This window comes from Isoptericola sp. NPDC056573, from assembly GCF_042793335.1.
Lineage (GTDB): Bacteria > Actinomycetota > Actinomycetes > Actinomycetales > Cellulomonadaceae > Isoptericola.
Map to the genome: position 1 here is coordinate 164,443 of NZ_JBHTUY010000009.1, position 13,982 is coordinate 178,424.

Annotated in this window: 19 protein-coding genes; 8 read left to right on the forward strand and 11 right to left on the reverse strand. The window is 73.6% G+C overall.

All coding sequences use genetic code 11. The features are described from left to right. Positions 1-129: 129 nt before the first annotated feature. Positions 130-330 carry a hypothetical protein gene (locus ACFQ8E_RS16460; RefSeq protein ID WP_430551646.1) on the reverse strand — a complete coding sequence of 67 codons (201 nt, stop codon included), beginning with the start codon at positions 328-330 and terminating at the stop codon, positions 130-132. Between the two features lie 71 nt (positions 331-401). Here ACFQ8E_RS16460 and ACFQ8E_RS16465 point away from each other — a divergent pair, with 71 nt between their 5' ends. Further along, on the forward strand, positions 402-1,427 hold the full coding sequence (locus ACFQ8E_RS16465; RefSeq protein ID WP_430551647.1) for a hypothetical protein: 1,026 nt from the start codon (positions 402-404) through the stop codon (positions 1,425-1,427). Positions 1,428-1,548: 121 nt separating this feature from the next. Here the strand turns inward: ACFQ8E_RS16465 and ACFQ8E_RS16470 are convergent, their stop codons facing one another. The 4 genes from ACFQ8E_RS16470 to ACFQ8E_RS16485 are packed head-to-tail and all read right to left on the reverse strand — an operon-like array spanning position 1,549 to position 3,380. Continuing rightward, complete coding sequence (locus tag ACFQ8E_RS16470; RefSeq protein ID WP_430551648.1) at positions 1,549-2,010, reverse strand: PTS glucose transporter subunit IIA; 462 nt, start codon at positions 2,008-2,010, stop codon at positions 1,549-1,551. Then, entirely contained in the window at positions 2,010-2,240 is a 231-nt protein-coding gene (locus ACFQ8E_RS16475) for a PTS transporter subunit EIIB (protein WP_429735428.1), read from the reverse strand. The genes ACFQ8E_RS16470 and ACFQ8E_RS16475 overlap by 1 nt, the downstream gene beginning before the upstream one ends. 58 nt (positions 2,241-2,298) lie before the next feature. Then, complete coding sequence (locus ACFQ8E_RS16480) at positions 2,299-2,550, reverse strand: PTS transporter subunit EIIB (RefSeq protein ID WP_429765703.1); 252 nt, start codon at positions 2,548-2,550, stop codon at positions 2,299-2,301. Next, positions 2,547-3,380 carry a GntR family transcriptional regulator gene (locus ACFQ8E_RS16485; RefSeq protein ID WP_430551649.1) on the reverse strand — a complete coding sequence of 278 codons (834 nt, stop codon included), beginning with the start codon at positions 3,378-3,380 and terminating at the stop codon, positions 2,547-2,549. Before ACFQ8E_RS16485 ends, ACFQ8E_RS16480 begins: the two co-directional genes overlap by 4 nt. Before the next feature lie 292 nt (positions 3,381-3,672). Here ACFQ8E_RS16485 and ACFQ8E_RS16490 point away from each other — a divergent pair, with 292 nt between their 5' ends. Further along, positions 3,673-5,022, forward strand: coding sequence for a PTS transporter subunit EIIC (locus tag ACFQ8E_RS16490; protein ID WP_430551650.1), 1,350 nt, complete (start codon positions 3,673-3,675; stop codon positions 5,020-5,022). Next, positions 5,022-6,704: a phosphoenolpyruvate--protein phosphotransferase gene (gene ptsP / locus ACFQ8E_RS16495; protein WP_430551651.1), complete on the forward strand. Its 1,683-nt coding sequence runs from the start codon at positions 5,022-5,024 to the stop codon at positions 6,702-6,704. Before ACFQ8E_RS16490 ends, ptsP begins: the two co-directional genes overlap by 1 nt. A 73-nt stretch (positions 6,705-6,777) precedes the next feature. Here ptsP and ACFQ8E_RS16500 read toward each other — a convergent pair whose 3' ends face one another. From ACFQ8E_RS16500 to ACFQ8E_RS16510, 3 genes are read right to left on the reverse strand one after another with little or no spacing between them, the layout of a single operon-like run. Next, the gene (locus ACFQ8E_RS16500; RefSeq protein WP_430551652.1) at positions 6,778-7,335 is read right to left on the reverse strand and encodes a vitamin K epoxide reductase family protein; all 558 of its coding nucleotides are present in this window, start codon (positions 7,333-7,335) and stop codon (positions 6,778-6,780) included. A gap of 59 nt (positions 7,336-7,394) precedes the next feature. Continuing rightward, positions 7,395-7,667: an HPr family phosphocarrier protein gene (locus ACFQ8E_RS16505; protein ID WP_430551653.1), complete on the reverse strand. Its 273-nt coding sequence runs from the start codon at positions 7,665-7,667 to the stop codon at positions 7,395-7,397. A 31-nt stretch (positions 7,668-7,698) separates the two neighbouring features. Beyond that, positions 7,699-8,499: a TetR/AcrR family transcriptional regulator gene (locus ACFQ8E_RS16510; RefSeq protein WP_430551654.1), complete on the reverse strand. Its 801-nt coding sequence runs from the start codon at positions 8,497-8,499 to the stop codon at positions 7,699-7,701. 123 nt (positions 8,500-8,622) lie between these two features. On the opposite strand from ACFQ8E_RS16510, the gene ACFQ8E_RS16515 reads away from it, so the two are divergent. Both ACFQ8E_RS16515 and ACFQ8E_RS16520 read left to right on the forward strand, forming a co-directional pair. Next, entirely contained in the window at positions 8,623-9,585 is a 963-nt protein-coding gene (locus ACFQ8E_RS16515) for an ATP-binding cassette domain-containing protein (protein ID WP_430551655.1), read from the forward strand. Next, positions 9,582-10,430, forward strand: coding sequence for an ABC transporter permease (locus tag ACFQ8E_RS16520; RefSeq protein ID WP_430551656.1), 849 nt, complete (start codon positions 9,582-9,584; stop codon positions 10,428-10,430). Before ACFQ8E_RS16515 ends, ACFQ8E_RS16520 begins: the two co-directional genes overlap by 4 nt. Positions 10,431-10,501: 71 nt before the next feature. Here the strand turns inward: ACFQ8E_RS16520 and ACFQ8E_RS16525 are convergent, their stop codons facing one another. Next, positions 10,502-11,341 carry an aldo/keto reductase gene (locus ACFQ8E_RS16525; protein WP_430551710.1) on the reverse strand — a complete coding sequence of 280 codons (840 nt, stop codon included), beginning with the start codon at positions 11,339-11,341 and terminating at the stop codon, positions 10,502-10,504. A gap of 189 nt (positions 11,342-11,530) precedes the next feature. Here ACFQ8E_RS16525 and nrdI point away from each other — a divergent pair, with 189 nt between their 5' ends. Further along, positions 11,531-11,986 carry a class Ib ribonucleoside-diphosphate reductase assembly flavoprotein NrdI gene (nrdI, locus tag ACFQ8E_RS16530; protein WP_430551657.1) on the forward strand — a complete coding sequence of 152 codons (456 nt, stop codon included), beginning with the start codon at positions 11,531-11,533 and terminating at the stop codon, positions 11,984-11,986. Positions 11,987-12,035: 49 nt separating this feature from the next. Here the strand turns inward: nrdI and ACFQ8E_RS16535 are convergent, their stop codons facing one another. Continuing rightward, entirely contained in the window at positions 12,036-12,761 is a 726-nt protein-coding gene (locus ACFQ8E_RS16535; protein WP_430551658.1) for a cation transporter, read from the reverse strand. A gap of 78 nt (positions 12,762-12,839) precedes the next feature. Between ACFQ8E_RS16535 and ACFQ8E_RS16540 the strand changes: the two genes are divergently transcribed. Then, on the forward strand, positions 12,840-13,085 hold the full coding sequence (locus tag ACFQ8E_RS16540; protein ID WP_430551659.1) for a hypothetical protein: 246 nt from the start codon (positions 12,840-12,842) through the stop codon (positions 13,083-13,085). Positions 13,086-13,158: 73 nt separating this feature from the next. Continuing rightward, positions 13,159-13,380, forward strand: a complete 222-nt coding sequence (locus ACFQ8E_RS16545) for a hypothetical protein (protein WP_430551660.1) — start codon at positions 13,159-13,161, stop codon at positions 13,378-13,380. Between the two features lie 11 nt (positions 13,381-13,391). Here ACFQ8E_RS16545 and ACFQ8E_RS16550 read toward each other — a convergent pair whose 3' ends face one another. Beyond that, the gene (locus tag ACFQ8E_RS16550) at positions 13,392-13,943 is read right to left on the reverse strand and encodes a TetR/AcrR family transcriptional regulator (RefSeq protein WP_430551661.1); all 552 of its coding nucleotides are present in this window, start codon (positions 13,941-13,943) and stop codon (positions 13,392-13,394) included. Positions 13,944-13,982: the final 39 nt, after the last annotated feature.

Sequence of the window (13,982 nt, forward strand, 5' to 3'; positions counted from 1 at the left end):
CTCCGAGCGATGAAGAAGGTCAGGACCCGCAAAGGCCCCACGTCGGCGAGGGATGGGCCTGAGGCTTCACCGTGCCACGGCCCCCGCGATACCGCGCGCCGAGCAGCGGCGACGCGGCCTGCGCCGCGCTCAGAGCCCGTGGCTCGCGCGGGCGGCGGCGCGCTGCCAGCGGAGCACGAGGACGGCGTCGGCGCGTCGTCGCGCGGCGTGGCCCAGGTGAGCGACCTGGCGGTGCTCGAGGAGGGCGTGCAGGTCGTGGTCGAGCGCCCAGGTGAGGGCGCGCCGGACGTCGTCGAAGTCGGGCGCGAGCAGGGCTGGTGCGGGTCTCACGCGGGGAGAGATGTCCGACTCGCCGGTTTGTGACATCGGGGTGTGTCACCGGTCTGCACCAGACTCGCCGCATGGACCTCACCCAGGCGCGCGAGACCAAGGCACAGCTCAGCGACTTCGCCCGTGACCTGGCCGAACGGCACGGCGTGCCCGCCAGCCCGTACGCGGTCGGCGACGACGCCACCCCCGCCGACGTGGTGCGCGCGCCCACCCTCTCGCTGGGCCTCGCGCCCCAGGGCGACGGGGGCTTCGGCATCGCCGTGCGCTACCGCCTCGGGGTCCCCACCGCCCGGTCGTTCGTGCGCAAGCTCGCCGCCGAGGCGGGCGACGCCGTCGACGTGCGCCGCACCGGCCGCATCCGCACCCTCGGGGCGCAGGTCCGCCCGCCCGTCGCCACGGCCCGGGCTCTCGGGGAGACCGACCGGGTACGGCCGTTGCGCCCGGGCGTCTCGATCGCCCACGTGGACGTCACCGCGGGCACGCTCGGCGCGTTCGTGGTGAAGGCGGACGACGCCGCGCGGTACGTCCTGTCCAACTTCCACGTGCTGGCGGGGTCGCCGTCCGCGCAGGTGGGGGACGTCGTCGTGCAGCCCGGCCCGGCCGACGGCGGCCGCGCACCCCAGGACCGGGTCGGCACCCTCGCGCAGGTGGTGCCGCTGACGCCGGGTGAGCCGGCCACGGTGGACGCGGCCCTCGCCCTCCTGGACGACGGGGTCGAGATCGACCCGACGTACCCGGTGGGCAGGGTGACCACCACGGCCGTCGCGGTGGGCGGCGAGGCGGTGGCGAAGATCGGGCGCACCACGGCGCACACGCAGGGCCGGGTCACGGCCATCGAGATGGACGACGTCGTCGTCGGGTACGGCGACGAGCTCGGCGCGCTGTCCTTCGACAACCAGATCGAGGTGGAGGGCGCCGGCGGCGCGTTCTCGCGCGGCGGCGACTCCGGGTCGCTGGTCTACCGCGAGGACGGCGTCGCGCTCGGCCTGCTGTTCGCCGGCTCCGAGACGGGCGGCGCCGACGGCACCGGGCTGACGTACTGCAACCCGGTCGACGCCGTCCTCGAGGCCCTGGGCGTCACCCTCGTGCCGAGGTAGTCCACGATTCGCCGAGGTAGCTCGAGATCTGCCGAGGTAGTTCGAGCCCTCGCGAGGTAGCGAACTACCTCGCGGGCCTGCGAACTACCTCGGCAGATCTCGAGCTACCTCGGCGGGTGCGTCAGCCCCAGGTGAGCAGGTCCTCGCCGTGCTCGACCATCGTGCCGACCTGCGCGAGGTGGTCGACGGCGTCGGGCGTGGCCTCGAGCGCGACGACGGGGCAGACGGCGGACTTGCCGCCGTCGCGCACGGCCGCCGGGTCCCACGTGACCAGCACGGTGCCGCGCTGCACGACGTCGCCCTCGGACGCGTGGGTCGTGAAGCCCTCACCGCCGAGCTTGACGGTGTCGATGCCGAGGTGCACGAGCACGGCGCGGCCGTCGTCGTGCTGCACGACGAACGCGTGCGGGTGCAGCTTGACGATCGTGCCCGTGATGGGCGCGACCGCCTCGCCCCCGCGGACGCCGTCGGGCTCGATCGCGAGGCCGGGGCCGACGAGGCCGGCGGAGAACACCGGGTCGTCCACCTCGGACACGTCGACGACGGTGCCGGTGACGGGCGCGAGGACGGTCAGCGCCGTCATCAGCGGAGGTCCTCGATGTCCGAGGCGAGCGTGTCGGCCTCGGGGCCGACGATGACCTGGATGGCGACGCCGGAGCGCACGACCGCGATGGCGCCGGCCTTCGTGAGGTCGGCGTCGATCACCTTGGCGGGGTCCTCGACCTCGACGCGCAGCCGGGTGATGCACGGCTCGAGGTCGATGATGTTGTCGTCGCCGCCGAGCGCGTCGAGGATCTGCTGTGCCTTGCTCATGATGCTCCTTGGTGGGGTCCGGGTGGAGATTCCGGGGGTCGGGGGTGCGGGGCCGCGCTCACATGAGCTCGGCGAGGTCGGAGGCGATCGTGTCGACGCGCGGGCCGACGACGACCTGCACGACGCGCCCGTTGATCATCACGCCGAACGCGCCGGCGCGCTTCAGCAGCGCGGCGTCGACGAGGGCCGGGTCCTTGACGAGGGACCGCAGCCGGGTGGTGCACGGGTCGATCTCCTCGATGTTCTCCACCCCGCCGAGGCCGGCGAGGATCGAGGCGGCGAGCTGTGCGTCGGGGTCGGGCGTGCTCATCGGGGGCTCCCTTCGGGGATGCGTCCGGGGCGTTCGGAAGGCTGGACGGGACGGCCGGCGTCGGTGCCGGTGCCGGGGTCGGCGGACCGCGTGCGGGGGACGAGCGTGGGCCGTGCCTCGCGCAGGGGCACGAAGACGCTGTAGCGGTCGCCGCGGTAGCTGGCACGCGAGTACATGACGGCGGCGTCGCCGCCGAAGGTGCGCCGGGCGGTGCGCATGACGGCGCGGGAGCCCTGCATCTGCAGGGCCTCGAGCTCCTCGGGCGTGGCGTCCGCGGCGGTGATGACCTCCTCGCCCCAGGTGGGGTCGAGGCCGCGCTCGCGCAGCGCCGCGTAGATGCTGTCGGGCACGCCGCCGGACAGCAGGTCGGGGGCGAGGTCGACAGGGATCCACGACTCCTCGACGCTCATCGGGTTGCCGTCGGCGGTGCGCAGCCGCACCACGTGGTGCACCGGGGTGCCGACCTCGCGGTCCAGCGCCTCGGCGACGACGGCGGGCGCGGGCAGCTGCTCGCGCCGCAGCACCGTGGCGCCGGGGACGAGGCCGCGGCGCCGCGCCTCCTCGCCGAACGTCGTCAGGCGCATCTCGAAGTCGGCGCGCGGCGGGGCCACGAACGTGCCGCGGCCCTGCGCGCGCTCCAGCACGCCCTCGGTGACGAGCGCGTCGATCGCCTGGCGCACGGTCATCCGCGACACGCCGAACTTCTCGGTGAGGCTGCGCTCGGACGGGATCGCGTCGCCGACGGCGAGCTCGGTCGTGACGAGGTCGGCGAGGTACGCGCGCACCGCGAGGTACTTGTGCTCGCCGGGGCGAGCGCCGTCCCTGACCATCCTCGTGTCCTGTCCTGCCCTGTGATCGGCATCGATCTGCGTGCTGTGCGACATCGGGACCAGTATCGGGCGTCGCGGCCCGCTCCCGGTGCGGTGTCCTCCCCGCCGAACCGCGGGGTTGACACATCATGAGGTCTAGACCACTCTTCCTGCAAGTGGTCCAGACAACCTGCCGGTGGCAGCGTGTGGAGCACCGGCAATGACGCCCCGACGTCGCGACACTGCCGCCGGACGACGCAGGCACGGGCCTGCAGGACACGCCCGCCCCCGGGCCATCCATCGGAGGAGAACCATGACCACGGTCGCAGAGACCAAGCAGAAGCGGAGCATCCCCGGCTTTGCCCAGCTGCAGCGGGTGGGCCGCTCGCTGATGCTGCCCATCGCCTCGCTGCCCGCCGCCGCCCTGCTGCTGCGTCTCGGGCAGCCCGACATGCTCGGTGGTCCCGCGGGTGTCGCCGGCACCTTCTCGTGGATGCAGCCGGTGGCCGACGTCCTCGGCGCCGCGGGCAACGCCCTGTTCGCCAACCTGGCGCTGATCTTCGCGCTCGGCGTCGCGGTCGGGTACGCCCGCAAGTCGGACGGCTCCACCGCGCTGGCCGCGCTGATCGGCTACCTCGTCTTCACGGGCGTCACCGACGTGCTGTCCCCGTACGTCCTCGGCCTGGACGACAAGGGCGAGCAGCTGATGATCGACTACGGCGTGCTCGGCGGCATCGTCATCGGTCTCACCGCGGCGCTGCTCTACCAGAAGTACTACCGGATCAAGCTGCCCCAGTACCTCGCGTTCTTCGGCGGCCGCCGCTTCGTCCCGATCGTCACCGCGGGGATGTCGGTGCTCATCGCCGTCGTCGGCGCGCTGATCTACCCGGCCTTCAACTGGCTGATCAACGACCAGATCGGCGGCTTCGTCACCGGCTCCACCGTGCTGGGCGCGTTCGTCTACGGCACCCTCAACCGCCTGCTGCTGCCGATCGGCCTGCACCACCTGCTCAACTCGCTGCCCTGGTTCCAGTTCGGCTCCTACACCGACGCGTCCGGAGCCGTGTGGAACGGCGACATCGCACGCTTCCTGCACGGTGACCCGACCGCCGGCACGTTCATGACCGGCTTCTTCCCGATCATGATGTTCGCCCTGCCGGCCGCGGCGCTCGCCATCATCCACACGGCGAAGCCGAAGAACCGCAAGGTCATCGCCGGTGTCATGGGCTCCGCCGCCCTGGTCGCGTTCGTCACCGGCGTCACCGAGCCGCTCGAGTTCGCGTTCGTCTACGTCGCCTACCCGCTGTACGCGATCCACGCGGTCCTCACCGGCACCTCGATGGCTCTCGTCAACGCGCTCGGCATCCGCGACGGCTTCGGATTCTCCGCGGGCGTCATCGACTACCTGCTGAACTTCCGCATCGCGGAGATGCCGCTGCTGCTGATCCCGATCGGGCTCGGCTACGCGGTCCTCTACTACTTCCTGTTCCGGTGGGTCATCACGAAGTGGAACCTGCGGACCCCCGGGCGCGAGGACGACCCCGAGGCCACGGCCGCGGTCGTCGGCGACCAGGCGGTGACCGACCAGAAGGAGGCCGCCGCGGTGCCGGCCGGCGGCGCCCCCGGTGGCGAGGGCGCCGCGAAGGAGAAGGGCTCCGTCTGATGAGCACCACCCTCACCGGTGCCCCGGTGAGCCCCGGGCGGGCGGCCGGCGTCGTCGTGACGATGCCGGCCCCCGTCCCGGAGCCCCCCGCGGCGGCCCTCGACACGTCCGACGGCTCCGGTGCCGACGACGCGGTGTCCCGCCTGGGCGCCGCGACGTCCGCCGTCCGGGACCGCCTCGCCGCGCAGGCGGCGCAGGCCACGGGGACGGCGGCGGACGTGCTCGCCGTGACCGCCGCGATGGCGGCCGACCCCACGCTCGCGTCCGACGCCGAGCGGCGCGTGCGCGAGTCGGGCGCGACCCCCGAGCGGGCCGTGTGGGACGCCGCGAACGCGCTCGCCGCGCAGCTCGAGCCGCTCGGCCCGCCGCTGAGCGAGCGGGCCCGCGACGTGCGCGACGTGCGCGACCGCATCGTCGCCGAGCTCACCGGGGTGCGGCCGCCGGGCGTGCCCTCGCCCGGCCACCCGTTCGTGCTGGTCGCCGAGGATCTGGCGCCCGCCGACACGGCGACCCTCGACCCGGAGGCGGTCGTCGCCATCGTCACCAGCGGCGGCGGCCCCACCTCGCACACGGCGATCCTGGCGCGCGCGCTCGGCATCCCCGCGGTCGTCGCGGCCCGGGGCGCGGAGGACCTCGTCGACGGCGAGACCGTCGTCGTCGACGGCGGCGCCGGCACCGTGCTGCGGGACCCGTCGGACGCCGACGTGGAGGCCGCGCGCAGCGCGGTGCGCGTCGAGCGCGAGTTCGACGGCCACGGCCGCACGGCTGACGGGCACCGGGTGGAGCTGCTCGCCAACGTGGCCGACCCGGAGGCCGCGCAGGCCGCCGTCGCCGCGCACGCCGAGGGCGTGGGCCTGTTCCGCACCGAGTTCTGCTTCCTCGGCCGGGACGTCGAGCCGACCGTCGAGGAGCAGGTCGCCGCCTACCGCGGCGTCCTGTCCGCGTTCGCCGGCCGCAAGGTCGTCGTCCGCACCCTCGACGCCGGGGCGGACAAGCCGCTGCCCTTCGTCACCGCCGACGACGAGCCCAACCCGGCGCTCGGTGTCCGCGGCCTGCGCACCGCCGTCGCCCACCCCGAGGTGCTGGACCGGCAGCTCCAGGCGATCGCCGCGGCCGCCGAGGCCGAGTCCGCGGAGGTGTGGGTCATGGCGCCGATGGTCGCCACCACGGACGAGGCGCGGTCGTTCGTCGCCGCGTGCGAGGCGCACGGGCTGCGGCGCGCCGGCGCGATGATCGAGGTCCCCGCCGCCGCGCTGCGGTCGCGGTGGGTGTTCGAGCACGCCACGTTCGGCAGCATCGGCACCAACGACCTCACGCAGTACGCGATGGCCGCCGACCGCATGCTCGGCGACCTCGCGGCACTGTCCACGTCGTGGCAGCCCGCCGTCCTCGAGCTGGTGCGCGCCACCTGCGAGGGCGCGCACTCCCGCGGCCGACCGGTCGGCGTGTGCGGTGAGGCGGCGGCCGACGCCGTCCTCGCGCCCGTGCTCGTGGGCCTCGGCGTGAAGTCGCTGTCCATGACGCCGCGGGCGCTCGCGGACGTCGCGGCGGTGCTGGCCGAGGTGTCGTTCGTGCGGTGTCGCGAGCTCGCCCGCGTGGCCCTGGAGCAACCCGACGCCGACGCCGCCCGGTCCGCCGTGCGGCGCGAGCTGGTCGACGTCCTGGATCCCCTCGGCCTCTGACACCGACCCGGGTGCGGTGAGCGGGCGGGTGGCCCACCTCTCGACGAGAGGGGCTGCCCGCCCGCTCACGCCATCAGGCGAAGAGGGCCGTGCCGTACTTGAGCAGGACGACGGCGGCGAGGAGCAGGAACCAGGCGGCGGTGAGGATGCCGAACGCGCCGGAGCGCACCAGCGACATCGCCCACGACTGCATCCGGGCCGGCCAGTAGAGGTTGTCCTCGAGGATGTTCCAGTGCAGCATCGACGCGAAGACGAGCGTCGTGGAGACGGTGATCGTCAGGCACCACGGGCAGAGGGCGCCGATGACGAACATCGACTGCCAGAACAGCCAGTACGCGAAGACGAACCCCAGCAGGTAGACCGTCTGGGCGGCCGTCATGAACCAGCGCGGGAACCGCACGCCGGCCAGGCCCGCGACGGCCACGGTGATGACCACGGACTCGGCGATCAGCCCGAGGAACGCGTTGGGGAAGCCGAACAGGCTGGCCTGCCACGACGTGCCGACCGTGCCGCACGAGATCACGGCGTTGATGTCGCACGCCAGCGCGGCGTCCGGGTTCGCCGCGAGCCCGACGGCGTCGACCGACAGCACGAAGGCCGCGACGAGCCCGACGAGCGCCCCGACGAGCATCTCGCCGAACAGCCAGCCGGCCGAGTGGAAGAACCCGCTCGGCCGGGCGGGCCTGTCCGTCAGGCCACCGCTTCCTGCGACAGGAACTCGACGAGGGCGTCGAGCGCGGTGCTGGCGTCGTCGCCGTCGGTCTCGGTGCGCAGCACCACCTCGTCGCCGACCGAGGCGCCGAGGGTCATGATCCCGAGGATGCTCGCGGCGTCCACGGCGTCGCCGCCGGCGGTCTTGGCGATCTTCACGGGCACCGGCTGCTGGCCGGCCTTCTGCGCGAAGAGCGCGGCCGGGCGGGCGTGCAGGCCCTCGGTGATGGCGACGACGACGGTGCGTTCCATGGGGTCCTCCGGGACGGTGGTCTGGACCAGTTCATCGTAGGGACGAGCCGCCGGGTTGGGAAGTCCCGCGCGCGCGGTCGATCGCCATGCCCACGGAGTCGAGCAGCCGCTCCAGCGAGGCCTCGAACGGCGTGGCCTCGGCGTCGAAGCCGCCCGCGTCCCAGATCCGCAGCATGGTGGGGTAGCGCCGTGGGTCGAAGTGGTCCACCCAGAAGCTGCTCATCGACGTCCAGTACTCGTCGTTGCTCTGCCCGGAGGCGTCCTTCTCCGCGGACTCCGCGACGGTCGAGCGCGCCAGCCCGCGCACGAACGCGTCGACGAGCCCGACGATCTCCACCACCTGACGCTCCGGCAGCCCGGTGTCCACGAGGGTGCGCAGCCCGCACTCCTGCGCGTCGAGGACGGACGGGGTGAGGGGCAGGCGCCACATGTTGGTCTGCAGGATCCACGGGTGGCGCTGGAACAGCTCCCAGTGCGCGCGGGCGTACGCGGCGAGGCCGTCGCGCCAGGTCGCCGTGGCGGGCGGCAGCCCGAGCTCGGCGAAGGCGCGGTCGATCATGAGGTCCAGCAGCTCCGTGCGCCCCGGCACGTACGTGTACAGCGACATCGCGCCGACGCCGAGACGTGCCGCGACCTTCCGCATCGACAGCCCTTCCAGCCCGTCGGCGTCGGCGATCGCGGTGCCCGCGCCGACGACGTCGTCGAGGGTCAGCCGGGCCCGGCGGCCGCGGCCCGACGGCTGCGGCGGGTCCCACAGCAGTGCCAGCCGCCGCACGACCTCGGGCGGGCGGGGGACGCCGTCGTCCGGCGGCTGAGGCGAAGTGCTCGACATGGCTCGTCATCCTCCCATCCCGGCGGTCCCGTCCTCGCGCACGGGTCTTGTCGGACCCCCTGGCTAGAGTCGAGACTAGTTCCAGTACAGCGTACGAGAGATGAGGGTGGAAGAGGTGCGGAGATGATTCGAGCACGAGGGCTGACCAAGACGTTCAGCCGTCGCAAGGAGACCGTCGAGGCGGTCAAGGCGATCGACGTCGACGTGGCGGAGGGCGAGCTCGTCGCCTTCCTCGGGCCCAACGGGGCCGGCAAGTCCACGACGCTGCGGATGCTGACGTCGCTCCTGGAGCCGACGGCGGGCGAGGCCACCGTGGCCGGGTACGACGTCGTCAAGAGCCCCGCGCAGGTGCGGGCCCGGCTGGGCTTCATCGGGCAGGGCAACGGCGGCGGCTTCAGCTACAAGGTGGCCGACGAGCTGCACAACCAGGGCCGCTTCTACGGGCTGCCGCCGGAGGTCTACAGGGAGCGCGCCGCCGACCTCATGGCGGCGCTCGAGCTGGGCGGCCTCGAGAAGCGGTCGGTGCAGTCGCTGTCGGGTGGCCAGCGTCGCCGGCTCGACGTCGCGCTCGGGCTGATGAACCACCCCCCGCTGCTGTTCCTCGACGAGCCCACCACCGGCCTCGACCCGCACTCGCGGGCCAACCTGTGGGGGCACATCACGGCGATGCGCGAGCGGTACGGGATGACCGTGGTGCTCACCACGCACTACCTCGACGAGGCGGACAGCATGGCCGAGCGCGTCGTCGTCATCGACCACGGCGAGATCATCGCGGACGCCGCGCCCGACGCGCTCAAGCGTCGGTACGCCGACGACACCCTCACCGTCGTCGTCGCGACCGACGACGGCGGGGCGGTCCGGGCCGCGCTGCCGGACGCTCTCGGCGACGTCGAGCTCACGGCGCAGGACGCCGGGCTGCAGGTGCGGGTCGGCACGGCGCAGGGCGCCGAGGCGCTGCCCGCCGTCATCGAGGCGCTCCGGGTGGCCGGCATCGCCACGACGTCGGCGAGCGCCCGCCAGGCCAGCCTCGACGACGTGTTCCTCAACCTCACCGGCCGGAGCCTGCGCGAGGAGGCGGCAGCATGACCGAGCAGACCCGCACCACCACGACGACGGCGCAGCACGAGGCGCCGCGCATCGTCACGCGCACCGGGCCGGGCAAGTTCGTCTCGGACACGGGGGCGGTCTTCACCCGCGAGATCCTGCTGGTGCTGCGCGACCCGTTCACGCTGATCTTCTCGCTGCTGCAGCCGCTGATCTTCCTCGGCCTGTTCGGGCCGCTGCTCACCGGCACGTTCGGTGGCGGCTTCGGCGGCGAGGGAGCGAGCACGGCGGACACCCTGCAGTGGTTCGTGCCCGGGGTGATCGTCATGATCTCGCTGTTCGGCACCTCGATGACGGGCTCGAACCTGCTGTACGAGATCATGACCGGCTCCTACGAGCGGGTGCTCGCGACGCCGCTGGACCGCTCGGCGATCCTCGTGGGCCGCGCGCTCAAGGAGTTCGCGCCGCTGCTGGCGCAGGGGCTGCTCATCGCCGTCGTGTGCATCCCCTTCGGGTTCACCTTCCACGTGCTGCCCGCACTCGCCGGCCTGGTGCTGCTCGGCGTGTTCGGCGTCGGGATCGGGGCGCTGTCGCACGCCCTGGCCCTGGCGTCGAAGAACCGGGAGTGGCTGTTCTGGGGCGTGCAGCAGTCGCTGCTGTTCCCGCTCCTCATCCTGTCCGGGATGATGCTGCCGCTCGAGGCCGGCCCGTCGTGGATGCAGACCGCGGCGAAGTTCAACCCGCTCACCTACATGGTCGACGCCGAGCGCGTGCTCTTCGGCGGCACGTTCGCCGACAGCGCCGTCCTGTGGGGGGTCGTCGCCGCGGCCGCCACGTGTGCCGTCGGCCTGCTCGTCGGGATCCGCGCCACCCGCAAGGCCGTGTGACGTGCTGTGCGCATGAAGGGGGCCCACTCTCGCTCGCGAGAGTGGGCCCCCTTCTTGCTCGCGGCGATCGGTCAGCGGCCGGTGTTGTTCATCTCGTCGGGGTGGGAGCCGATGCGCTCGCCGCGGTCGAGGCCGGTGATGGAGGCCATGTCGCCGCCGGAGAGCTCGAAGTCGAAGATCTCCAGGTTCTCGCGGATGCGCGACGGCGTCGCGGACTTGGGGAAGACGACGTCGCCGCGCTGCACGTGCCAGCGCAGCACCACCTGGGCGGGGGTGCGGCCGTGCTCGGCGGCGATGCGGGCGAGGGTCGGGTCCTCCAGCACGCGGCCGCGGCCCAGAGGGGACCAGGCCTCGGTGACGATGCCGTGCTCGGCGTCGAACGCGCGGACCTCCTCGTTGCCGAACCACGGGTGGATCTCCACCTGGTTGACGGCGGGCACCACGGTGCCCTCCGCGAGGATGCGGCGTAGATGGTGCGGCTGGAAGTTCGACGTGCCGATCGCGCGGGTGCGGCCCGAGCGGTACAGCTCCTCGAGCGCTCCCCACGCCTCGACGAACCGACCGACGGCGGGCAGCGGCCAGTGGATGAGGAACAGGTCCACGTGGTCGAGGCCGAGCTCCTCGAGCGACCGGTCGAACGCCTCCAGCGCGGCGTCGTGCTCGTGGAACGCGTTGTTCAGCTTGGTGGTGACGAAGAGCTCGTCGCGCGGCAGCCCGGCCGCGGCGATGGCCTCGCCGACGCCGCGCTCGTTGCGGTACATCTGCGCGGTGTCGATGTGCCGGTAGCCCGCCTCGAGGGCGGTCAGCACCAGCTCGCGCGTCTCCTCCGGCGGGACCTTGAAGACGCCGTAGCCGAGCTGCGGGATCGACGTGCCGTTGTTCAGGGGCAGGGACGGGATCTCGGTGCTCATGTCACCCATCTTGTCGCGGACGAGGCGGTGCCGCAGCGAGATCGCGTCCGCGCCGGTGAGGGGCGCGCCGCCGAGATGACGGCGCCGCGTGATCGATCCCATGGCGCCCGGGGTCGCCGTCCCACGGGTGCCGGGAGCACGCTGGAGGTGTCGTCCCGGCGGCCCGCAGCCGCCCAGTCAGGAGGCCCGATGTCGCCCGAGCAGGCACCGTCCGACCAGGTCGAGGTGTACTTCGCGTCGTCCGCGTCGGGCATGGTGCGCCAGTTCTGCGAGCGCCTCGGCCGCCCCGCCCACGACCTCGGCGACCGCGCGGTGCGCCGTGCGGTGCCGGACGGTCCGTGGGTGCTGGTGACGCCGTCGTACAAGACCGGCAACCCGGACAACGACACCCTCCCCGAGTCGGTGCGCCGGTTCCTGCGCGACCCCGTGACGCGACGCCGGCTCGTGGGCGTGATGGGGTCGGGCAACCGGAACTTCGGCCCGCACTACCAGGCGGCGGCGCGGCAGGTGGCGCGTGCGTCCGGGCGCCCGGTGCTGCTCGAGTTCGAGCTCCAGGGCACGAGGTGGGACGTCGAGCAGGCGCGCGAGGTCCTCGCCGCCCTCGACGCCGGGCTGCGCGAGCGGCACGCACGCGTGCCCGCCTGAGACCGCACGACCCGGCGGGGTGGCCGGCGGCGACGGTGCCGCCGCACGGTCAGCGCGGACCGGCCGCCCCGCCGTCAGGGGGAGCGCAGCAGCCGTCGTCGCACCTGTCGTCGTCGCACCCGTCGTCACCTGCGAGGAGCGCCCCGACGGGGGTGCAGCAGGCGTCGCCGCGCCAGGCCTCGACGCCCTCGCGCACCGCGAACCCGGCGATGACGAGCGCCGCGAGCGGGTCGGCCCACGACCAGCCGAGCGTGGCGTTGAGGACGAGCCCGACCAGCAGCACCGCCGACAGGTACGTGCAGATCAGGGTCTGCTTCGAGTCGGCGACGGCGGACGCCGAGCCGAGCTCGCGGCCGGTGCGCCGCTCGGCCCACGACAGGAACGGCATCACCGCGAGGCTGACCGCCGCGAGAGCGATGCCGACGGGGGAGTGGTCCGGGTCGGCCGCGCCGAGCAGCGTGCGGGCGGCGTCGACGGTGACGAACAGCGCCAGCCCGAAGAACGACACCGCGATGAGCCGCAGCGCCGTGCGCTCGCGGCGGTGCGGGTCCGGCGCCGCGAACTGCCAGGCGACCGCGGCCGCCGAGAGCACCTCGACCACGGAGTCCAGGCCGAAGCCGACCAGCGCCGCCGACGACGCCGCGCGCCCCGCCGCGATGGCCACGACCGCCTCGACCACGTTGTACGTGATCGTCGCGGCGACGATCCAGCGCACCCGGCGCTCGAGGAGCGCGCGGCGGGCGGACGGCAGGGGGTGCAGCGGGAGGCTCGTCACCCCGCTGACGGTACACGGATACCTGTACCGTCGACCAGGGCCGGCGGGGGCGGCCCGGATGGCAGGCATGCTGTACCCATGGCGAAGAGTCTCCCCCTGGGCCCCACGGTGATCGACGACGACCGGGAGGTGCGGTTCGTCGCGGGGCCGAACCAGTTCGCGATCAAGCTCAAGGACGGGCACCTGCACGTGCGCGCCATCGACGCCGGCGAGGGCGAGGCCCGGATCACGGTCGCCCCGACGTCCCGGAGCACCCTCGACCTGCGCATCGAACGCCGGTCCCCGCAGGGCCCCGTGGAGGTCGAGGGCCCGACCGTGCGATAGGGGCGCAGGTCACGGCACCCGGACTGCGGCCCTGTCGGCGGGTGGCGCACAATGGAGGGGTCGGAGGTGTTCCATGGTCACGATCGACGAGGCGCGCGCCGCCAAGCCCGCCCTGCGCGAGGCGCTCGAGAGCGTCGAGGGGGTGCGCGGCGTCGGCCTCGCCCAGCGCGGCGACGAGACGGACTGGGTGCTGCAGGTGAACGTCGTCTCCCTCAGCGCGCGCAAGGACGTGCCGCCCCAGGTGGACGGCGTCCCCGTGCAGGTGACGGTGGTCGGCGCGGTCACCGCGCTCTGACGTCCTGACGCTCAGGCGGCCAGCGCCGCGAGCGCGGCCACCTGCTCCAGCAGCTCGTCCGCGCCGACGGTGTCGTCGGGGTCGAGGAGCACCCGCGACACCGCCCCCAGCAGCAGCATCTGCACGAGTGCGCCCTGGGCGTCGGGGACCCCGAAGAGCTCGGCCAGCGCGGCGCGGGCGTGCGCGTTGTCGGCGGCGACGGCGGCGGCCCGCTCCGGGTCGCGCGCGGCGGCCGCGACGAGCTCGAGCTGCACCGCCCAGAGGGCGCGGTCGTCGGCGACCGACGCCATGACCCGCTGCCACACCGCGCGGAACCGCTCGCCCGGCGACGCCCCCAGGTCCTCGGCGCCGATGGCCTCCAACGCGTCGCCCCAGTCGCGCAGGGCGTCGACGAGGGCCGCGTCGAGCAGCGCCTCCTTGCTCCCGAAGTGGTACCCGATCGCCGCGAGGCTCACGCCCGCGGTGGTGGCGACGTCGCGTGCCGACGTGCGGGCGTACCCCTTGTCGCGCAGGCAGGTCCGGGCGGCGGCGAGGAGCGCGGCCCTGTTGTCGGTGGAGCGCATGGTGACCATGCTAGCTCGAACGTCTGAAACGAACGTCTT